This is a genomic window from Rhodocaloribacter sp., from assembly GCF_056451265.1.
In genome coordinates this window covers 1-19,979 of record NZ_JBWOPL010000101.1, presented here as the reverse complement: position 1 = coordinate 19,979, position 19,979 = coordinate 1, and the positions used below count along the sequence as shown (strand labels likewise).

Genomic DNA, 19,979 nt, shown 5'->3' with positions numbered 1-19,979 from the left:
TCCGGTCGTCGAGCACGCGGATGACGATGCTCTCGGCGCGGATCTCCTGCGCGGCCGAGGCGATGGGCAAGACCGAGACGCGGAAGCGGATGAGCGCCCCGTCGACCCAGCGCTGGATGAAGCCGTCCTGCGCAATCTCGCGGTCGAAGCGGTCCACGTTGACCGAGTTGTCCTTGACCACGGCGAGGAACGCCTCCGGATGGATGCGCTCTTCCATGTGCCACCGTTTCAGCTCGCCGTCGACCCGGAAATGGATCTCGATCTGGCGGTCCGGATTCGGGAAGATGTGCAGGTCCGAAGCGCCCTGATGCACGGCATCGACGAGGGCGGCCTCGAACAGGTTGATGAGCGACGAGCGGCTGATCTCGGCCTCGAGCGCGTCCTCATCGATGAGATCGCTCTGCTGATCCTCATAGCTCATCCCGAGGTCGAACGCCATCGGATCGTCGTTGAGACGGTCGAGGTATTCGTTCTTGCCGAGGAAGGCTTCCGTGATGAGCGTGGCGACGACGGACTCGGGCACATACCGCAGCTCAAACCGCTTGAGCAGCAGTTGCTGGAGCAGATGGTTGATCTCGGGCCGCGCCGGGTCATGCGTGACGAAGATCCATCGCACCTCCCCGCGATACGGCTCTTTCTCCTGCGCCACCGGAAGCACGAACAGCTCGATCATCTGATCCCACTGTTCTTCGGTGAAGACCTCCGTGATGCTCTTGAGGAACGTCAGCGTCTCCTCTTCCCGTATGTGGGCCTCCTCGAAGGCATAGACCCGCGCCGCCTCGGCATAGATCTGTTCGCGGTCGATCTCCGAGTTGAGCGTGAGGATGCGCCACAGAGGCGTCTTCAGCCCCTCCTTCCGCATGCGCTTCCATTCCTCCCACGCCAGGCGCACCTGCTGTTCCCGGACGATGCCTTTCGCAAGCAACCGCGCCACCACCCGATCTCGGCGCTTGACTACCTCGAAATCATCCGCAGCCCCCGGGGCGTCACGGCGGCGGGGGACGGGGCGTTCGGGCGTGCGGCGGGGGGCGGGACGAGGCGTCTCGGGGACCGAAAAGGCGGAGTATCCGTCGCCGGGTGGCGCCTGCGAGGTGATCAAGGCCTCGGCGTGAGGATCGAGATAGCCGGGCTCCAGGGCGTCGTCGAAAGTGTCGTCATGAAAGAACGGCGGCTCCTCGGACAACTCATAGCCCGACGGCTCCTCGGAGACGGCAGCCGTCGTGTTGTCGAGGAGTCGCTGGATGCGCCGAAATTGTTGCCGAAAGCTGAAGCTTTCCGATTTCTCTTTCATACCACTTCGATGCTAGACGCGTCACCGTAGGACCGAGCCGTTCCGACCACCGTGAAGCTCCGTCCTGTATATCGGCTTTGGACGCCGGGAATTAAACAGCGGCGCGGGCAAACTGCGCCCCCGAACCTCGCCTCGACGGGCCTGCCTGCGGCCTCATTATGTCTTTCTCCGTGCTTAATGCCTTTTCATCCCGGACGATATAATGAGCAGAACCGCCGGCTTCTCCGCGCAAGCAACCGGCCGTGGGAGCGCCACACGCCCGCGAGCGCATCCGTGCGAGCCCCCGGTTGCCCCGTCGTTCGCATGGCCTTCGCCCCTGTCGGCCTGCGATCCTCGCGCGCGCTCCGGGCCTTGTCGCGACGCCGCCTTCAACTCCGAAAACGGAAGTGTTATGGACCCGATCGTTCAACTGGTTATCGCGCAGATCCCGCTGCTGGCGCTGATGGCCGTCTATTTTTATGTGACCAAAGACCGCCCCTCCGCCGCCTTCGCAAAACGACAGACGAGGAAGAGCGGCCGAGAGAGCGCCGACCCTTCCTTTCAGGAGTTCGGCGCTCAGGTGGAGAAGAGCCTCGGCGTGATGCGTAAGGAAATCAAGGAGCAACGCCAGGAGCTCAAAGCCCTGCAGGGCGCGCTCGAAACCTTGCGGGAGACCGTCGAGGCGCGGCGACAGGATGCCGAGACCATCCGCGCCGAGATGGCGGAGATGCTCGATGCGATCGAAGCCGCCGTCCAGACGGCCCGGCAGTCCGCCACGACGGCCCACCGGATCGAAGAGATGACGCGGCAGTTCATGAAACAACGGGCCGCTGCGAAGGAGATCGAGAACGTACTCAGCCCGAGAAACGGGCGGACGGCAGGCGCCCCGGCGTCCGGCGACGGCTTCGATCCGAACGCCCCGCCTCCTTCCACCGATCCGCAGCCGGACGAGCCTCCCCGTCCCGCCCCCGTGGTGAACATCAAACAGCGGGCGCACGGCCTCTTCGGCACATCGGCGGAGCGGGGACGCTTCGGCTCACGGGCCTCCTCTCCCTGACCCGCTGAAGAGGTCCTGCGTGATCAGGTATTTCTTGTACGGGAAGACTTCGACGATCAGCGCCTCCACCACCTCTTGCCGGGCAAAGGCCAGCCTATACACGTCGGGGGAGATCCGTCGGAGCATGGCCCGGACGTCCGGGCTGGTCGGGTCCGGGGTGGCGAACGTGAGGCGCTCCGGATCTTCGAAGGGGCGGCCCTGCACGGCGACCGGCAGCACCCGGCGCTCGATCATCTCGTCCCAATGCGCTTCAGGGAACACGGGCCGAAGCCGGTTGATGAGGATCATCGTGTTGACGAAAGAGACCGGGACCTCGTCGAAGGCATAGCTCCGGGCCGCCGCCGCCAGGAGCTCGGCGCGGTCCACCTTCGGGTCGCGGACGAGCTCGCGCCAGAGCGGCTCTTTCGACCCGTCCCGGCGGGCCCGTTTCCAGCGATGCCACGCCAGTTCGACGCACGCGGGCGTCACCCGCCCTTCGGCCAGCAGCCGGCGCACGACGCGATCCCGGACACGGTCGGGGGAGCAGGCTGCAGGCTCCGGGAGCGGGCCGTGCGCCACGGGGGAACGCGCGGCGACACGCTTGCGAGGAGAGGGCGTTTCGGACGAGGGGAGGTCGGGCGGCGGGGGAACCGCCCGAAGGGCGCGCACCCGTCGCAAGAGGGCGCGCATCCGGTCGGCGTCGGAGGGCTGGGGCATGAGGATCGGCAAGGGGGCGTGTTTGAACGCAAAGGGACAAATCAGCTCCTGGCCGGCGCTCTCCGGCGCGCGGACTACCCCAGGGTGTATCTGAAATGATCGGACGGAGATTCGAGAGGTTAAATCCCGGAGGTCCTGGAATCGCGCAACGCGCCCTGCATCCCCGCGCGCCGTCGCGCGTACGGGAAAGCGTTCCCGTTTCCCCACACGCATCCTCGCTTTCGTATGCCCTGTCTCTTCGGTGTGCTCGCCCTGTTCGTCCCTCGTCTGGTCGTCGCCCTCCTCTGGTTCTTCAGCCACTGGTTCGACGGCCTCTTCGACACGCTCCTCTGGCCCGTCCTCGGCTTCCTCTTCGCCCCGACGACGCTCCTCTGGTACAGCGTCGTGGAGAACGTCTACGGCGGCTCGTGGGGCACGCTTCAGATCGTCGTGCTCGTCATCGCCCTCATGCTCGACCTCTCCCCTTCGACGAGCAAGCGGCGGGCAAAAGGGTGAGGCGGGGGAACCCGCCGGAGCGCTTCGAATATGGATCGTCATGCCCTTCACCGTCTCCTCCCCTCTCCTTTGAACGCGATCATGCGACGTGTTTTTCCAACGTGGACGTTCCTTCTTTTGATCACGGGGCTTGCCGCGTGCTCCGCCCCGAAAACCGCCGTTCGAGAAGCCCCCGAGACGGCGGCCCCCGAGACGGCGGCGCTGCCCATCGACCCGGACGTGCGCGAGGGGCAGTTGCCGAACGGGATGACGTACCTCATCCGCGCCAACCGGAAGCCGGAACACCGGGCCGAACTTCGGCTGGCCGTCAACGCCGGGTCCGTGCTCGAAGACGACGATCAGCGCGGCCTGGCCCACTTCGCCGAGCATATGGCCTTCAACGGCACGACCCACTTCGAGAAACAGGAGCTCGTCGATTATCTCGAATCCATCGGCATGCGCCTCGGCCCGGACCTCAACGCCTATACGAGCTTCGACGAGACGGTCTACATGCTTCAGGCGCCCACCGACAGCGCCGCCACCTTCGACACCGCCCTGCGCATCCTGCGCGACTGGGCCTCGGAGGTTAGCTTCGAGGACGAGGAGATCGACCGGGAGCGGGGCGTCGTCATCGAGGAGTGGCGGCTCGGGCGCGGGGCCTCGGCGCGCCTCCGCGACCAGGAGTTGCCCGTCCTTCTCCACGGCTCGCGGTACGCCGAACGCCTGCCCATCGGCACGAAAGAGGTGCTCGAACGCTTCCCCCATGAAGCCCTCGTACGTTTCTATCGCGACTGGTACCGCCCGGATCTCATGGCCGTCGTCGTCGTCGGCGACGTCGATGCGGCGGCGGTCGAGCGGCAGATCCGGACCCTCTTCGCCGACCTCCCGGCGCGCGAGCACCCCCGCCCACGCCCCTTCTTCGACGTCCCGGACCACGACGAGACCCTCTTCGCCATCGCCTCCGACCCCGAGGCGACCACGCGCCGGGTGGCCGTGTATTACAAACAGCCGAAAGCGCCCGAAGGCACTGAGGCGGACTTCCGCCGCGGGCTCATCGAGCGCCTCTACAACAGTCTGTTCAACAGCCGCCTCTCCGAACTCCTTCAGAGCGCCGACCCGCCGTTCGTCTTCGCCGCCTCGGGCCGGGGCGCATTCACCCGCACGAAAGACGTGTACGCGCTTCAGGCCGTCGTGCGCGAGGGCGGCTATGAACGCGGGCTCGAGACGCTCCTGACCGAAGCGGAGCGGGTGCGGCGCTTCGGCTTCACGCCCGAGGAACTCGAACGAGAAAAGAAAGAGGTGCTTCGCGGGCTCGAACAGGCCTTCGCCGAGCGCGACAAAACCGAATCGCGGAGGTATGCGGCAGCGTACGTCCGCCACTACCTCACCGGCGAGCCCATCCCCGGCATCGCCTATGAATATGAGGCTGCGAAGCGCCTCCTTCCGGCCATCACGCTCGACGAGGTCAACCGCATCGGGGCGACCTGGATCACGGACCGGAACCGGGTCGTGCTCGCGGAAGGGCCGGAGGAGGAAGGCCGCCCCCTCCCGACCGAGGCGGAGCTTGCGGCCGTCTTCGACACCGTGGCCACGCGAACGATCACACCGTATACGGAAACCGTCTCCGACGCGCCCCTCGTGCCCGCTCCACCGCCTCCCGGCAAGGTCGTCGAAGAGACGCGGCTCGACGCCATCGGCGTCCTCCGGTGGACGCTCTCGAACGGCGTCCGCGTCGTGCTCAAGCCGACCGACTTCAAGAACGACGAGGTCCTGGTCGCGGCCACGAGCCCCGGCGGCACGTCGCTCGTGCCGGACTCGATGTACACGCCCGCCTCCTTTGCGGCGACGCTCATCGCGCAGAGCGGCGTGGGCGACTTCGGCCCCGTCGAGCTTCAGAAAAAGCTGGCGGGCAAGCTGATCCGCCTCAGCCCGAGCATCGGCGATCGCTCCGAGGGCTTCAACGGCTCGGCTTCGCCGCAGGACCTCGAAACGCTGTTTCAGCTCCTCTATCTCTATTTCACCGCGCCCCGCGCCGACAGCGTGGCGTACGTCTCGTACAAGGAACGCATCGGCAGCCTGCTCGCCACCTTCCGGAACAGCCCCGAGAGCGCCTTCCGAGACACCCTCACCGTGACCCTCGCGCAATATCACCCGCGCGCCCGGCCCTTCTCAGAAAAAACCCTCGAAGCGCTGGACCTGGCAAAGTCGATGGCCGTCTACCGCGACCGCTTCGCCGACGCGAGCGACTTCACGTTTTACCTCGTCGGCGCGTTCGACGTGGCGGCCGTCCGCCCGCTCGTGGAGACGTACCTCGGCAGTCTCCCGGCGCTCCACCGGGCGGAGCAGCCGCGCGACGTGGGCATCCGCCCGCCGAAAGGCGTCGTCGAAAAGGCGGTGTACAAGGGCCGGGAGCCGAAGAGCCGCGTGCAGATCGTGCTCACGGGCGAGGCGCCGTGGTCGAACGAGAACCGCCGCCTGCTCCGCGTCGTGACGGACGTGCTCAGCCTCCGGCTCCGCGACGTGCTCCGCGAAGACCTCGGCGGCGTCTATGGCGTGAGCGTCGACGGCGCGCTCTCGAAAGAGCCGTACGAGGGGTACCGCGTCAGCATCAGCTTCGGCTGCGCCCCCGAGCGCGTGGACGAACTGACCCGAACCGTCTTCGAGGAGATGGCGCGCCTCCGCACCGCAGGCACGACGGAGACGTACCTCGTCAAGGCGCGGGAGGCGGCCCTCCGGCGGCATGAGGTCGGACTCGAACAGAACGGCTACTGGCTCGGCTCACTCATGTTTTCGGACGAGTACGGCCTCGACCCGACCGACATCCCCGACGGCGCCCCCCGCTTCTACGAACACCTCACCCTCGACGCCATCCACGAAGCCGCCCGCACCTTCCTCGACCCGGCCAATTACGTGCGCGTGGTGCTCTACCCCGAGGATTTTGCGCGGTGAGCCTTCGCGGGAGGGCGGCATCCTCCGCTGCCTCGACGCTCGATGACGGACGGGCGCAGACTCCGGGCTGCCCCCTCGAACCCCTCCGGGCGCCACGCTCCCTTGGCCGCGCGCGCGTGCTTCGAAGCCGGGGATCCGCCGTGGGAGCACGGTGCGCAGCCGGAGCGGTGTGTGGGCGCGCGCTCATCCCTCCGGTTCAAAATACGCCCGGATGATGCGTTTGTACACCGCCACGGCGCGTTCGACCTCGGCCACGGCGATGTGCTCGTCGGCGGTGTGGGAGCGGGCGCTCTGCCCCGGCCCGATCTTCACCGTGGGCACGTCGGCGAGGAAGATCCAGTCCGACGTGGTGGGCGAGCCGAAGGGGCGGGCGTCCGGGACGGCGCGGCGGCACGCCTCGACGATGCGCGCCGTGACGGGCGTAGCCGTCGGAATGAGCCGCTTGCTGTACACCTCCACCTCCGACGCCACGGCGGCCTCGACCATCGCGGCGATCTCCTCGTGCGTGTAGGCGGGCGTCGAGCGGACGTCGAGCGTGACGGTGCATCGATCCGGGATGACGTTGTTCTTCGCCCCGCCTTCGATGACGGTGGCGTTGAGCGTGGGGCGTCCGAGGAAAGGGTCCTCGCGGGCGAACGAAAGCTTTTCGAGCGCGAGGACGTCGCGAGCGGCGCGGAGAATGGCGTTGTCGCCGAGGTGAGCGCGGGCGGCGTGCGTCGAGCGGCCGTGGGCGTGGAGCTTGAGAATGAGCAACCCTTTCTGCGCCACGCACGGCTGAAGGCCGGTCGGCTCGCCGACGACGGCGGCGTGGAGCGCGGGCAGATGTGGCCGGAGCGACTGCAGCCCGTTGTATCCGCCGCCGCCCTCCTCGCACGCCGTCAGCGCCACGAGCACGCGGCCGCCGGGCGGAAGCCACCCCTCGCGGGCCAGCTCGAGAAGCGCCGTCGTCATCGCCGCTCCGCTCGCCTTCGCGTCGACCGAACCGCGCCCGTACAGCTTCCCGTCCACCTCCACCGGCTCGAACGGATCGTACGGATGATCGCGCGAGGGCGGCACCACGTCGAGGTGCGAGTTGAGCAGCAGCGTGTGCTCCCCTTCGCCGAGCCGGAAATACACGTTGTTCTCGTGCCGCGCGACGGGGATCCCGGCGGCGCGGACGTAGGCCTCCACGAAGTCCGCGATGGGACCTTCTTCGAGGCTGAGCGAGGGAAAACGGATGAGTTCCTTGAGGAAAGCGACGGCGTCGGACATGGACGGGTTTGAAGGTGTTTCTTTTGAAGTGCAGCGGGTCGTGCGTAAACGGGTCGCCCCGACGGAATCGAGGCTTCATGGCGGTAAATACGCACGATCTCTCACGTTTCCTCCGTCGGGTGTGAAAGGACGATGCGCGTGGCGCGTTCCCGTTCGAAGAGGTGGTGGGGCGCGAGGATAAAGACCTCGGGGACGCCCGCCCGGAGCGCGTCGAAGGCGACTTTGAGCTTGACGCGCATGCCGCCTTCGATCCATCCCGAGGCGGTCCCTTCTTCGAACGTTGCGGCGTCGCAGTGGGAGAGGAAAGTCTCGGGCGCGTACGGGTCGCGGCGCACGCCGCCCGCCTCGGTGACGAGGAAGAACGCGGCGGCCCGGAGCGCCTGTGCGATCGCCTGCGCCACGGTGTCGGCGTTCACGTTGTACACCTGCCCCTCCACGTCGATGCCGAGCGGCGCGACGACGGGCACGTACCCGCCCCGGAGGAGCGTGGCGAGCACGTCCGCCGCCACGTATTCGACGTCGCCGACCCACCCGAAGTCCACTTCCTCGCCGTCGACGCGCCACGGCGGCCGACGGACGACCTGCACGAGACCGCCGTCCGCCCCGGAGACGCCGACGGCGGGGACGTCGAAGCGGGCGGCCTGTGCGACGAGCCGGGTGTTGAGCTTGCCCCGGATCGTCCACTGGATGATGTCGAGGTCGAGGTCGGTGGTCACGCGCCGTCCGTGGACGATGCGCGGTTCGTGGCCGAGCCGCCGCGCCATGGCCGTCGCCTGCGGCCCGCCGCCGTGGACGATGACGACGGGCGTCGTCTCGCGGAGCCGGGCGACGTCGCGCCAGAAGGGTTCGAGCCGCGCGGGATCGTTCAGGAGCGCGCCGCCGAGCTTGATGACGACGGGGCGGGGTTCGTTCGGGTGCGTCATGGTCGGTTCGGGCATCTCATGCTTCGTCGGAGCGCGTCCGGGGATCCGGCGTCGGCGGGACGGACGGCGGCAGATCCCACACGTATTCGAGGATCGCCTTCTGGGCGTGCAGCCGGTATTCGGCCTGAAGGAGGTGGATCGCGTGCGGCCCGTCGAGCACGGCGTCGTCCACGACGACGCCCCGGCGGACGGGGAGGCAGTGCATGAAGGCGGCCTCGCAGGTGCGGGCCATGCGCTCGGCCGTCACGCGCCAGTGGCGGTTCGCCTGCCGGAGCTTCGTCTCGCGCGCCGGGTCGCGGTAGACGAGCGGGCCGCCCCATGCTTTCGCATAGACGACCTCCGCCCCGTCATACGCCGCGTCCGGGTCGGCGGTCTCGGTCACCGTCGCGCCGTGCGCTGCGGCGTACGCCCGCGCCTGCGCCATCACCCCGGCGTCGAGGCCGTAGCCTTCGGGCCGGGCCACCGTCACGTGCATCCCAAGCCGCGCCGCCGAAAGGAGCGCCGAGTTCGGCACGGCCATCGGGAGCGCCTTCGGATGATAGGCCCACGTGAGGACGAACCGCTTCCCCGCCACGTCGCCGTCGAAGTGCGTCGTGAGCGTGGCGGCGTCGGCAAGGGCCTGGCAGGGGTGGTAAAACGCCGATTCGAGGTTGACGACGGGCACGTCGGCGGCGCGCGCGAACGTGTGAAGGAGGACGTCGGCGCGGTCCTTCTCGTAGTCCGTCCCGGAGGCGAAGACGCGCACGCCGAGGGCATCGTAATACCGCGAGAGCACGCCGACGGCCTCGCGGATGTGCTCGGCCTCCGCGCCGTCCATGACCACGCCGTCGTCCCACGCGAAGCCCCACGTGCCCTGCCCGGGCGTGATCGTGGTCGCGTGCGCGCCGAGGTGAACGGCGGCCAACTCCATCGACGTGCGCGTGCGGAGCGAGGGGTTGAAGAAGAGCATCGCGAGGCTCTTACCGCGCGCGCTTTCGGTCCACGTCTTTCCGGCGCGATGGTGCGCCACGGCCGCTTCGAGTCGGCCGTTCCACGTCGCGTCGTCGATCAGATGCCAGTCGAGGAGATGGGGCATGGGGTTGAAGGTTCAGCCTGTGTTCCGGGGAAGGTTCGTGTTTCAAAGTGCGCCGGGTTGCCGCGCCATCACGCCCTACGAAGCTGCGGAGTCGCGCGCGGCGAGGAGCTCCGTGAAGGCGGTGAGGAAGGCGTCGACGGCCTCGTCGGGGGTGTTGAGGGGCGGCATGAGGCGGATGACGTTCGGGTGCGCCGCGCTCCCGGCGAGGACGCCCGCCGCGCGGAGCTTTGCCAGCACCGGAGCCGCCGGTCCGTGCAGCTCGACGCCGAGGAGGCAGCCGCGCCCGCGCACCGCTTTCACGTGCGGCCCGAGCGCTCCGGCGATGCGTTCGAAGATCCGGGGGGCGCGGCGCATGAGCGCTTCGTCGCGGATCGTTTCGAGCGTCGCGGCGAGCGCCGCCATCGCCAGCATGCCGCCGCCGAAGGTGGAGCCCTGGTCGCCGTGCCGCACGGTGGCGGCGACGGCGTCGGAGGCCAGCACCGCGCCCACGGGCACGCCCGAGCCGAGACTCTTCGCCAGCGTGATGAGGTCGGGCGTCATGCCGAAGTGCTCCGAGATCGAGAACGCGCCCGTGCGCCCGACCCCCGTCTGCACCTCGTCGAAGATGAGCGCCGCGCCGTGCGCGTCGCACAGCCGCCGGAGCGCCCGGAAATACTCGGCAGGCGCCTCGGTGATGCCCGCCATGCTCTGGATCGGCTCGAGGATGACGGCAGCGACGTCGTCGCGGGCGGCGAGCACGGCCGCCACGGCATCGGCGTCGCCGAAGGGGACGAACGTCGTCTCGGGAAGCACGTCGGCGTACGGCGCGCGGTACTTCGGGTTCGACGTGGCGGCGAGGCTGCCGAGCGTCCGCCCGTGGAAGCCGCCCGTCATGGCGACGACGTGCGGCTTGCCCGTTGTCTTCCGGGCGAGCTTGAGAGCCGTCTCGTTGGCCTCCGTGCCGGAATTGCAGAAGAAGACGTGTCCGAGGCCCTCCGGCGCGACGGACGCCAGAAGCTTCGCCGCCCGCGCCCGCACCGGACTGTACGCCGCGTTCGAGTAGAAAAGGAGCGTCCCCGCCTGCTCCCGCACGGCCGCGACGACCCTCGGAGGGCAGTGGCCGAGGAGCGTCACGCAATGACCGCCGTAAAAGTCGAGGTATCGGTTGCCGTCGGCATCCCATACATAGACGCCTTCTCCGCGCACGAGCGCGAGGGGGAATTTGTGGTAGGTGGGAAGCTGAAAAGCGTCCTCGGTTTGAATGACGTCGGGGGTGGTCATGAGGCGAGCGAGGGTTGGGGAGCGGACGGGAGCAGACCCGCCGTTTCGGGAAGTCCGAGGAGGAGGTTCATGTTTTGCACGGCCTGGCTCGCCGCGCCTTTGAGGAGGTTGTCGAGCGCGAAGCCGACGACGAGGCGGCGGCCCCGGACGATCCACCCGAGATCGCAGAACGGGGTGCCGACGGCGAAGCGGAGCTCGGGCAGGGCGCCGGGCCAGAGGCGCACGCACGCCCCCCCGGCATAGGCTTCGTCGTACCACCGGGCGACGTCCGTCTCGGCGACGCCGTCGGGGAGCGTCACGTGGGCCGTGCCCCAGATGCCGCGCGTCCACGGGCCGGAGGCGGGCGCGAAGGCCACCTCGGCGCGCGGGCCGAGCGTCTGAAGCACCTCGGGCAGATGCTGGTGAGCGAGCACCTTGTACGCCCGCACGTTGCCGTCGCGCGTGGGAAAGTGGGTCGTCGCCTTCGGCCTGGCGCCGGAGCCGGACGCGCCGGTGAGGGCCGTCACGGCGGCCTCGAGCGCGGGGAGGCGACGGGCGAGCGGCCACAGCGCCAGCGTCAGCCCCGTGGCGAAGCATCCGGGGTTGGCGACGTGCTTCGTCGCGTACGGCGCGTGGATCTCGGGCAGGCCGTGCGTGAAGTCGGCGAGCCGCTCGGGGGCCGGATGCGTGAAGCCGAACCACGTCTCGTACACCGACGGATCGCCGAACCGGAAGTCGGCGCTCAGGTCGACGATCGAGCCGTCGAAACCGGCTTCGAGGAGACGGCCGACGGCGTGGACGCCCTGTCCGTGCTCGGCGGCGATGAGAACGGCGTCGAGCGCGTCGACATCGAGGGCGTCGCCGTCGGTGAAGGCGAGCGACGTCTGCCCCCGGAGCGCCGGGTGCGCCGCCCACACCGGCCGGTCGGCAAACGAGCGGCTCGTCACGGCGTCGAGCGTGACGAGCGGATGCGCCGTGAGGAGGCGGATCAACTCGCCGCCCGCATAGCCCGCGCCGTGAAGCACCGCCACGCGTTTCCTTTCGTGCGTCATGGTTCCGTCAGCGGGATCGTTCATGTTTCAAACCTCCGGGCAGGGTGTTATGGTGTTTGAACGTTCAAACGCGCTAACGAGCGGCGCCGTTTTTCCGTGCCTGATGCGCGAGGTACGCCTGAAGCCCATAGATCTGCGTGAAGCCGCGCGCGTCGCGGGCATCCCACAGTTCGTTCGTCTCGCCGTACGTCGCCACGCCGGCGTCGAACATCGAGAAGGGGCTGTCGCAACCGAGCACGGAGGCCTGTCCCTTGAAGAGCCGCACCTTCACCGTGCCGGTGACGACCGACTGCGAGGCGTCGAGGAACGCTTCGACGTCGCGCATGACGGGGTCGAAGTATTGCCCGCCGTGGAGCATCGTCCCGTAAAAATCCGCGAGGTGGTTCTTCTGAAACTGTTGCCACTGCGTGAGGACGATCTTTTCGAGTTCGCGATGGGCCGTCAGAAGGATCAGCGGCGCCGGGGCCTCGAAGGCGACGCGTCCCTTGATGCCGAGGATGGTGTCGCCGACGTGGATGCCGCGCCCGACGCCGTGCGCCGCGCCGAGCGTGTTCAGCGTCTCGATGAGCGTCACCGGGTCGAGCGCTTCGCCGTCGAGGGCCGTGGGCAGGCCGTTCTCGAAGGTGAGCGTCAGATCGCGGGGGGCGTCCGGGGCCTCGGCGGGGGCGACGGTGTCGGGATAGGCTTCGTCGGGGAGGGGTTCGCGGGGGGTGAGCGTCTCGCGCCCGCCGATGGTCGTCCCCCAGAGCCCCTTGTTGATCGAGTACGTCGCTTTCTCGGCGGAGGCATGGAAGCCGCGCTCGTTGAGGTAGGCGGCGGTGGCCGGGCGGGTGAGGCCGAGGTCGCGGATGGGCGTGAGGATGTCGAGGTCGCCGCCGAGGATCTTCAGCGCCACGTCGAAGCGGACCTGGTCGTTGCCCGCGCCGGTGGAGCCGTGCGCCACGGCCCGCGCGCCCGTCTCCCGCGCCACGGCGACGACGTGCTTCGCCTGCACCACGCGCTCGGGCCCCACGCACAGCGGATAGACGCCGCCCCGAAGGACGTTGCCCTTGATGAGGTAACTGAGCAGGTCGTCGTAGAGGTCGCGCCGCGCGTCGATGGTGACGTGCTTCGCCGCGCCGAGGGCGAGCGCCTTCGCTTCGAGCGCGGCCGCCTCGTCGTCGGAGAGCCCGCCCGTGTTCACGGTGACGGTGTGGATCGGCTCGGCATAGGTCTCGGCGAGGTACGGCACGCAGAACGACGTGTCGAGGCCGCCGCTGAAAGCGAGAACGATGGACATGGCGGAATCGGGTTGGTTCTTCGAATGTGGGGAAACGAAAAAAGCGCCGGCTCGGGAGGAACCAGCGCTTCGACAACTTGGCGGACGGGCAAGTCCGGGATGCTATGGGATGCGCAGAGCTACGTTCCTCCGGATACGACGGGACGCCGTACGTCGAGCGCGTCGGAATGAACGGGTGGTATGTGCGCGTTTCATAGCCATTGAGCTTTGATAATACACGCGATCAAAGGCCGAAGTCAAGCCCTTTGTTTCCCGCGCCCGCGGCCTTCACCATCCTTCACCCCGCCGCACCGTCGCCAGGCGGCATTTTCGGGCCGTTTGCCCCGATTGCGCGCCGTGTGAACTTTTGTCGGAGCGAGGAGGCGATCACCTCCGGAAGGTCCACCGGAGCTTGAGTACGAGCTGATCGCTGAGGGGCTGGAGGGTCAGAAGGTCGCGGCTTCCGAGGGGGCGTTGCCAGCCGTGGTTCCAGACCACGAACAGGTCGTTGCCGGGGCGAAGCGTCCAGCGCAGACGCGTGTTCGTGCCGAGGTTGCGGGACTCCGTGTCGTACTGCACGAAGCTCGAAAGGATGGCGTCCGGCGTGAAGGCGTACACCGCTTTGAGGAGCCACAGCCGCTGCGTGAAGTTGCCTTCGGGCAGGCGGCCGACGTCGTTCTCGGCCTGGAGCTCGAACTGGAGATGGCCCCGGAGCGTGGTGAGGTTGACAAAGCTGCTGACCTGGAGGAGCGTGCCGGTGAAGAAACGCCCGAACCAGACGGTCGTGCCTACCCGCCACGGACGGTGCCGGGAGCTCTGGCCCTCCACGCGGAACCGGGTGAACGGATAATCGCCGGGCGGGATCACGACGCCCTCGGCGATCTCGAAGGGCGCGTCGAGATGCTCGAACTGGGGCGCGGCATTCGCCTCCAGATGCTCCCCCGACTCGGTCCGGGCGTTGAACGGCGCCGTGAAGACGCGCCACGACTCCACCGGTCCACCCAGCTTCTGCACGACGGTGATCCGCAGCTCGAAGAAGAACTGCCGCACCCAGTCGAAGAGGCCGCCTTCGGGGCGCGGCTGGTAGGCGCCGCCGGTCTGGATCCAGCGGGTCCCCGGACGCGGCAGGAAGCCCAGCGCGGGATCGAGGCCGTCCCCGAAGTCCTTGTAGACGAAGTAAAGGTCCCACAGGTCGTTGGGATAATCGATCAGCAGCCCCCAGCCCGAGCGGCGTCCGTCGGGGGTGTCGCCGCCGGACCACGCGGCCCATCCGCCGAGCACGAGCGTCTTGTCGCCGCGGAAGGTAGAGGTCTGCCATTTCGCGTCCACGCCGCCGAGGGTGTTGTCGTGGACGCCGTCGGGGTCGCCCACGGTGAGGATCGAGCCGAGCGTCAGGTGATGGTTCACGTCGTAGGCGGCGCGTCCGGCGAAGAGGTTGGTTCGCCGGGTGAGGCTGTTGTCCCCGGCGACGGCGTCGAGGGCGGCCACGTCCCACTTCCCGACCTGCCCCAGCACCTTGAAGCCGCCGAGCAACGGGACCTGCTGCCCGCCGAAGAGGCCGATGCGCCGGGAGAAGAACGGGATGAAGTCGGACCGGAGGCCCGCGCCGAAGGCGAAGAGGTTCGAGCCTTCGAGGAAGAACGCGCGTTTTTCGGGGAAGAAGAGGGGGAAACGGGTGAGGTTGACCTGTCGGGTGTCCACCTCGGTTTCGGCGAAGTCGGCGTTGACGGTGAGCACGCCGGCGAGGTCGGGCGTGAGGTTATAGGTGGCGTCGAGCCCGGCATCGCCCCCGGTGTCGGTGTGGCGCGCCGCCAGGTCCGCCTCGCGCCGGGCCAGTCCGTAGGGGCTGACGCTGAGGCCCTTGCCCTGGCGGAGCCCGGCCACGCCTTCGAGCCGTCCGGCGCGGCGCAGGTCTTCGAGGCGGGCGTCGAGCGTGGCGCCCGTCCATCGGAGCGTGAGCTGTTCGCGGGGGATCCTCCGTTGCACGTTGAAGCCCCAGCTTGCGGCCTCCGGGGTGAAGCGGAGCGTCTGCGTAGGGATCACGATCTCCGCCGTCCATCCGTCTGCGGTGCGCCGGGTGCGGACGTCCCAGACGCCGTCCCAGTCGTTGGAGACGCTTTCCGAGCTCGAGATCAGGCCGTCGAGCCGGGCCCCGGCGGCGTTGACCTCGAAGTAGTAGCCGCGCCGCCGGTCGCCGAAGGTGTCGAGCACGAGCGCCACGGTCTGATCGCCGCGCAGGTTGCCGTCGCGCTGCATGGTGTGGACGGCGATGGCCGAGGGGTCCGGGTCGTGGCACGCCACCCCGACGTAGAGGGCCTGTTCGTCGACGAGCACGAGGACCCGGGTGCGAAACGGGGTGGGTTCACCGGGCCGGGGCTCCTGTTGCGTCAGGTCGGGGATGACGCCCGCTTGCCGCCACGCGGCTTCGTCGAGCGCGCCGTCGAGCCGGATGGCGGTCTCCACGCGGCCCGCCCGCACGACCGGCGGGTCCTCCGCCTCCACAGACCGCGGCGCCGCGGCCCACATCACCAGAACCATGAACGCCCATCTGCTCCACAGCCTCCCGTGCCTGCGCATGACCATCGTCCTTCTTCACCCGGCGCACGAAAACGATTGGCCGAAAGATGCGCCGTGCCCTATTCGACCGAGACCTACAGAGGCTAAACGCGGGACGAGGAAAATGCAATGCGACCTTTCGTGAAAAACAGCGTGAAAAAGGCGCCGGGCGGTGATGTGTTCGTCAGGTTTTCCCTACCGGTGCGTCGTCACCGGTGAAGAGTCGGTCGAACGCGGACCGCATGTTCACGGGGATCTGCGCGACGTCCCCGTATTCCTTCAACCGCGCATGAGGCAGCCGTTCCCGCTCCGATCACACGTGCCGTTCGGCGTGGTAGGAGGAGCGCACGAGCGGCCCGCTCTCGACGTGACCGATGCCTTTGGCCTCGCCGACCTCTTTGTACCACCGGAACTTGTCCGGATGCACGAACTCCTCGACGGGCAGGTGCCTCTTCGTGGGTTGGAGGTACTGGCCGATGGTCATCACGTCGAGGCCGATGGCGACGAAGTCGTCCATGAGGGCGAGGACTTCGTCGTCTTTCTCGCCGAGGCCGACCATGATGCCGCTTTTCGTTTTGAGCCCGGCTTCTTTGGCCCACCGGAGCACGTCGAGGGAGCGCTGATAGATGGCCTGCGGGCGCACGCGGCGGTAGAGGCGCGGGACGGTCTCCACGTTGTGGTTGAAAATCTCCGGGCGGGCGTCGAAGACCATGCGGCAGGCTTCGCGGTCGCCCCGGAAGTCGGGCGTGAGCACCTCGACGGTCGCGCCGAGTTCGTGGATCAGGCGGATGGTCTCGGCGAAGATGGGCGCGCCGCCGTCCTTGCGCTCGTCGCGGTTGACGGAGGTGATGACGGCGTGCTTGACGCCCATGAGGCGGACGGCGTCGGCCACGCGGCGCGGCTCGTCCCAGTCGAGGCCCGGGTCGGGGCGACCGGTGAGCACGGCGCAGAAGCCGCACGAGCGGGTGCACACGTTGCCGAGGATCATGAACGTCGCCGTGCCCGCGGTCCAGCATTCGCCCATGTTCGGGCATCGCGCGCTCCGGCACACCGTGTGCAGGTTGTGCGTGTCGATGATCTCGACGAGGTTCTTGTACGTCTCGCCGTAGGGCAGCTTGACGCGGAGCCAGTCCGGACGTCGGGCGCGCGGCTCGGCCTCGACGACCGGCAGTTCGAACATCCCGGCGTCGCCGTCGCCCGAAGGCGTCAGCGATTCTTTCTTGACCTTCCGAAGCGGAATCTCGCCCGGAAGGAGGGGGCGGGGCGGCGTGCGGTCGTCGGCCATGGGCAAGCGATTCGTTTGCGCGAAACGGTCGGGAGAAGCAGCGTGCGGCGGGAGGCGCGGGCGCTCGAAGACCGCGCGCGTTTCCGTCGCACAAGCAACCCCCGATCCCTCCGAATGATCCCGAGACGAGCGCGGGCGCGACGTGAACTTTCCGCCGAAATTTCTCTATCTTGTCCTCCCCGATTCGTTAATCTGAACCAAGCGCCCGGCGCCGGAAAGATCACGCGTGCCTTCGGGAGCGTTTGCGGAAAGGATCGCGTCACCGTCCGTCTCTTTCTCTCTTTTTTTTCGAAAACCTTTGAACGCACACAGGTCTATGGAAGCGGTTACGTCAAGCATCACGCCTCGGGAGGTGGAGAAAATCTACCTCGAACATCTGAACGCCAGAGGCATGATGCCGATGGTGCTGGACATGAAGCGGAGTCGGGGCATCGAACTCTATGATGAGTTGACCGGGCGCAAGCTGCTCGACTTCTTCGGCTTCTACGCCTCGAGCGCGCTCGGCATGAACCACCCGAAGTTGACCGAGGACGAGGCGTTCCGGGAGCGGCTGCTGGAGGCGGCGGTCAACAAGATCACCAACTCCGACGTGCGCACGGTGCTCATGGCGCGGTTCCTCAAGACGTTCTACCGCGTCGCCATGCCGGACTATCTGCCGTATGCCTTTTTCGTCGAGGGCGGCGCGCTGGCCGTCGAGAATGCGCTGAAGACCGCTTTCGACTGGAAGGTGCGGAAGAACTTCGAGAAAGGCTACCGCCGCGAAGTGGGGCAACAGGTGCTGCACTTCGATCAGGCGTTCCACGGGCGCAGCGGCTACACGCTCTCGCTGACGAACACCGCCGACCCGCGCAAGACGATGTACTTCCCCCGGTTCGACTGGCCGCGCGTGTCGACCCCGAAGATGACCTTCCCCGTGGAGAAGCACCTCGAAGAGATCGAGAGGCGGGAGGCGCTGGCGCTCCGGCAGGCCAAGCACTATTTCCACACGCGCAAGGATGACATCGCGTGCATCATCATCGAGCCTATCCAGGGCGAGGGCGGCGACAACCACTTCCGCCAGGCGTTCCTTCAGGCGCTCAAGGACCTCGCCCTCGAAAACGACGCGCTGCTCATCTTCGACGAAGTGCAGACGGGCGTGGGTATGACGGGCGCGTTCTGGGCGCATCAGGCCATCGGCGTGGAGCCGGACATCATCTCCTTCGGCAAGAAGACGCAGGTGTGCGGCATCCTCGCCGGACGCCGGATCGACGAGGTGGAGGACAACGTCTTTCACGTCGGCAGCCGCATCAACTCCACCTGGGGCGGCAACCTCGTGGACATGGTCCGCTTCGATCGCATCCTCGAGGTCATCGAGGAAGAAAACCTTGTCGAACACGCGGCCACGGCCGGGGCGCATCTGCTTCGACGCCTGCACGAACTCGCCGGCGAGACTTCCGTGGTGAGCAACGTGCGCGGGCGCGGGCTCATGTGCGCCTTCGACCTGCCCACCCCGGAGTTCCGCAACCGCGTGCTTCAACGCAGCTATGACGAGGGCATCGTCGTGCTCGGATGCGGCACCCGATCCATCCGCTTCCGCTCGCCGCTGACCATCACGAACGAGCAGATCGACCTCGGCATCGAAATCCTGGGCCGGGCGGTGAAGGCCATCGAGAAAGAGTACCGCCCGTATCATCCCGACCTCGGTCTGAGTGACGCGCTGACCGACGGCTAACCCCGGCGCGTCCGGGCGGCTGAAGAACGGTTCGACCCGAAGCCGGACCGCCCGCGTGCGTCTGTCGCCCCGGGCATTCCCCGGAACCATACGCACCTCGCGCACCCTCCTCCCCCTAATCCATGATCGAGAAAATTACGGATCCGACGCAGATCCCCGTTCCGGGCGGCAAGCGGATCGAGGAATACGTGGGGCGCGTGCGCACGGGCACGGCGTCGATGAGTGTGGCGCACATGATTGCACCGCCGGGATGGTCCGAGCCGTATCAGCGCCCGGACTTCGACGAGGCCACCATCGTGGTGCGCGGGACGATCCGCGTGGAGCACGAAGGCGGCACGCTCGACGTGGGGGCGGGCGAGACGGTGTTCGCCGGCGCCGGCGAGCGCATCCGCTACAGCAACCCCTTCGACGAAGAAGCCGAGTACTGGGCCGTCTGCACCCCCGCCTTCAGCCCGGAGGCGGCGCACCGGGAGGCCTGACCGTCCCGGCGCGCGAGGATCCCGCCGCGCCGCGAAGCATCGTGCCCGGAGGCTTGACCTTACGGTCTGGTCGAGAGATATTGGTCTGAGATGTAATGATGTTTCCCGTCGGATTGCTCGTCGTGTGAAAGTGTTGGCGTGGTCGTTGTGGGGGAGGCATTTTTTTGGAAACCTCATTCGTGGATCGCATGGAATCCCCCTTTCGTCGCATTCGTGTGTTCGTCGTTCTTTCGGCCTTCGTCGTTCTGAGTCTCTTTTCGAAGTTGCCCGCGCACGCGCAAGAGGCGCCGGCGCTGAGCCTGCCCGGCGTTTCGGCGGAGGTGGCGGCGCAGGCGCGGGAGGATTTTTCCGGAGCCGATTTGCAGGGCAAGGACGGCCCGATGGCCAGGGTCGGGTTTGATCTGGCGTTGCTCTTTCGCGAGCATGAGGCGTACGAGCAGGGCGGGCGCGTGGGCGCGTTCACGCCGAGCAACCGGCTGCTTCAGGTGCGCGACGAGCGCGTGGTGATCGACGCGGTGGCCGCCGGGGAGGCCTCGGCGCTCCGGGCCGACCTCGAAGCGCTCGGCCTCGAAGGGGCGGCGCAGTACGGCCCGGTCGTCTCCGGGCGGCTGCCCATCACGGCCTTGCCGCAGGCGGCGGCGCTCGGCACGCTTCGCACGGCCCGGTATGCGGCGGCGCGCGCGCTCGGCGCTTCGAACCACGGC

Annotated in this window: 16 protein-coding genes; 6 read left to right on the top strand and 10 right to left on the bottom strand. The window is 67.9% G+C overall.

Annotation, left to right across the window (positions count from 1 at the left end):
• Nucleotides 1–1,291: ATPase, T2SS/T4P/T4SS family (locus AC1HIY_RS15620; RefSeq protein WP_479577732.1), on the bottom strand; the 1,291-nt coding region annotated here is incomplete at its 3' end.
• A 391-nt stretch (nucleotides 1,292–1,682) separates the two neighbouring features.
• On the opposite strand from AC1HIY_RS15620, the gene AC1HIY_RS15615 reads away from it, so the two are divergent.
• Nucleotides 1,683–2,327 carry a hypothetical protein gene (locus tag AC1HIY_RS15615; protein WP_479577731.1) on the top strand — a complete coding sequence of 215 codons (645 nt, stop codon included), beginning with the start codon at nucleotides 1,683–1,685 and terminating at the stop codon, nucleotides 2,325–2,327.
• On the opposite strand, the gene AC1HIY_RS15610 is transcribed toward AC1HIY_RS15615, so the two are convergent.
• Nucleotides 2,307–3,023, bottom strand: coding sequence for a hypothetical protein (locus AC1HIY_RS15610; protein WP_479577730.1), 717 nt, complete (start codon nucleotides 3,021–3,023; stop codon nucleotides 2,307–2,309). The genes AC1HIY_RS15615 and AC1HIY_RS15610 overlap by 21 nt on opposite strands.
• Nucleotides 3,024–3,248: 225 nt before the next feature.
• Here AC1HIY_RS15610 and AC1HIY_RS15605 point away from each other — a divergent pair, with 225 nt between their 5' ends.
• Entirely contained in the window at nucleotides 3,249–3,518 is a 270-nt protein-coding gene (locus tag AC1HIY_RS15605) for a hypothetical protein (protein WP_479577729.1), read from the top strand.
• 81 nt (nucleotides 3,519–3,599) lie between these two features.
• Nucleotides 3,600–6,446 carry a M16 family metallopeptidase gene (locus AC1HIY_RS15600; RefSeq protein ID WP_479577728.1) on the top strand — a complete coding sequence of 949 codons (2,847 nt, stop codon included), beginning with the start codon at nucleotides 3,600–3,602 and terminating at the stop codon, nucleotides 6,444–6,446.
• Between the two features lie 183 nt (nucleotides 6,447–6,629).
• On the opposite strand, the gene AC1HIY_RS15595 is transcribed toward AC1HIY_RS15600, so the two are convergent.
• From AC1HIY_RS15595 to lipA, 8 genes are all read right to left on the bottom strand, one after another.
• Nucleotides 6,630–7,697, bottom strand: coding sequence for a M20/M25/M40 family metallo-hydrolase (locus AC1HIY_RS15595; RefSeq protein ID WP_479577727.1), 1,068 nt, complete (start codon nucleotides 7,695–7,697; stop codon nucleotides 6,630–6,632).
• Between the two features lie 101 nt (nucleotides 7,698–7,798).
• Complete coding sequence (gene argB / locus AC1HIY_RS15590) at nucleotides 7,799–8,635, bottom strand: acetylglutamate kinase (protein WP_479577726.1); 837 nt, start codon at nucleotides 8,633–8,635, stop codon at nucleotides 7,799–7,801.
• Between the two features lies 1 nt (nucleotide 8,636).
• Nucleotides 8,637–9,695, bottom strand: coding sequence for an N-acetylornithine carbamoyltransferase (locus AC1HIY_RS15585; protein ID WP_479577725.1), 1,059 nt, complete (start codon nucleotides 9,693–9,695; stop codon nucleotides 8,637–8,639).
• Nucleotides 9,696–9,770: 75 nt separating this feature from the next.
• Nucleotides 9,771–10,955, bottom strand: a complete 1,185-nt coding sequence (locus AC1HIY_RS15580; RefSeq protein WP_479577724.1) for an aspartate aminotransferase family protein — start codon at nucleotides 10,953–10,955, stop codon at nucleotides 9,771–9,773.
• Nucleotides 10,952–11,986 (bottom strand): N-acetyl-gamma-glutamyl-phosphate reductase, encoded by a 1,035-nt coding sequence (gene argC / locus AC1HIY_RS15575; protein ID WP_479577723.1) that lies wholly within the window; start codon nucleotides 11,984–11,986, stop codon nucleotides 10,952–10,954. Before argC ends, AC1HIY_RS15580 begins: the two co-directional genes overlap by 4 nt.
• A gap of 73 nt (nucleotides 11,987–12,059) precedes the next feature.
• Nucleotides 12,060–13,265 (bottom strand): argininosuccinate synthase, encoded by a 1,206-nt coding sequence (locus AC1HIY_RS15570; protein ID WP_479577722.1) that lies wholly within the window; start codon nucleotides 13,263–13,265, stop codon nucleotides 12,060–12,062.
• A gap of 366 nt (nucleotides 13,266–13,631) precedes the next feature.
• Nucleotides 13,632–15,821 carry a carbohydrate binding family 9 domain-containing protein gene (locus AC1HIY_RS15565; RefSeq protein WP_479577721.1) on the bottom strand — a complete coding sequence of 730 codons (2,190 nt, stop codon included), beginning with the start codon at nucleotides 15,819–15,821 and terminating at the stop codon, nucleotides 13,632–13,634.
• 292 nt (nucleotides 15,822–16,113) lie between these two features.
• Nucleotides 16,114–16,980, bottom strand: a complete 867-nt coding sequence (gene lipA, locus AC1HIY_RS15560; RefSeq protein ID WP_479577733.1) for a lipoyl synthase — start codon at nucleotides 16,978–16,980, stop codon at nucleotides 16,114–16,116.
• A gap of 421 nt (nucleotides 16,981–17,401) precedes the next feature.
• Between lipA and lat the strand changes: the two genes are divergently transcribed.
• From lat to AC1HIY_RS15545, 3 genes are all read left to right on the top strand, one after another.
• Entirely contained in the window at nucleotides 17,402–18,796 is a 1,395-nt protein-coding gene (gene lat / locus AC1HIY_RS15555; RefSeq protein WP_479577720.1) for an L-lysine 6-transaminase, read from the top strand.
• A gap of 122 nt (nucleotides 18,797–18,918) precedes the next feature.
• A complete protein-coding gene (locus tag AC1HIY_RS15550) occupies nucleotides 18,919–19,275 on the top strand; it encodes a cupin domain-containing protein (protein ID WP_479577719.1) in 357 nt (118 codons plus the stop codon).
• 188 nt (nucleotides 19,276–19,463) lie between these two features.
• Nucleotides 19,464–19,979 (top strand): hypothetical protein (locus tag AC1HIY_RS15545; RefSeq protein ID WP_479577718.1); only part of this gene is annotated, 516 nt, incomplete at its 3' end.

What these genes read in the sequence shown, in the direction of transcription:
- AC1HIY_RS15550 (WP_479577719.1), top strand. Translation starts at nt 18,919, where the DNA reads ATGATCGAGAAAATTACGGATCCGACGCAGATCCCCGTTCCGGGCGGC.
- AC1HIY_RS15570 (WP_479577722.1), bottom strand. Translation starts at nt 13,265, where the DNA reads ATGTCCATCGTTCTCGCTTTCAGCGGCGGCCTCGACACGTCGTTCTGC.
- argC (WP_479577723.1), bottom strand. Translation starts at nt 11,986, where the DNA reads ATGACGCACGAAAGGAAACGCGTGGCGGTGCTTCACGGCGCGGGCTAT.
- AC1HIY_RS15585 (WP_479577725.1), bottom strand. Translation starts at nt 9,695, where the DNA reads ATGCCCCATCTCCTCGACTGGCATCTGATCGACGACGCGACGTGGAAC.
- lipA (WP_479577733.1), bottom strand. Translation starts at nt 16,980, where the DNA reads ATGTTCGAACTGCCGGTCGTCGAGGCCGAGCCGCGCGCCCGACGTCCG.
- argB (WP_479577726.1), bottom strand. Translation starts at nt 8,635, where the DNA reads ATGCCCGAACCGACCATGACGCACCCGAACGAACCCCGCCCCGTCGTC.
- AC1HIY_RS15615 (WP_479577731.1), top strand. Translation starts at nt 1,683, where the DNA reads ATGGACCCGATCGTTCAACTGGTTATCGCGCAGATCCCGCTGCTGGCG.
- AC1HIY_RS15605 (WP_479577729.1), top strand. Translation starts at nt 3,249, where the DNA reads ATGCCCTGTCTCTTCGGTGTGCTCGCCCTGTTCGTCCCTCGTCTGGTC.
- lat (WP_479577720.1), top strand. Translation starts at nt 17,402, where the DNA reads ATGGAAGCGGTTACGTCAAGCATCACGCCTCGGGAGGTGGAGAAAATC.
- AC1HIY_RS15610 (WP_479577730.1), bottom strand. Translation starts at nt 3,023, where the DNA reads ATGCCCCAGCCCTCCGACGCCGACCGGATGCGCGCCCTCTTGCGACGG.
- AC1HIY_RS15600 (WP_479577728.1), top strand. Translation starts at nt 3,600, where the DNA reads ATGCGACGTGTTTTTCCAACGTGGACGTTCCTTCTTTTGATCACGGGG.
- AC1HIY_RS15565 (WP_479577721.1), bottom strand. Translation starts at nt 15,821, where the DNA reads ATGCGCAGGCACGGGAGGCTGTGGAGCAGATGGGCGTTCATGGTTCTG.
- AC1HIY_RS15580 (WP_479577724.1), bottom strand. Translation starts at nt 10,955, where the DNA reads ATGACCACCCCCGACGTCATTCAAACCGAGGACGCTTTTCAGCTTCCC.
- AC1HIY_RS15595 (WP_479577727.1), bottom strand. Translation starts at nt 7,697, where the DNA reads ATGTCCGACGCCGTCGCTTTCCTCAAGGAACTCATCCGTTTTCCCTCG.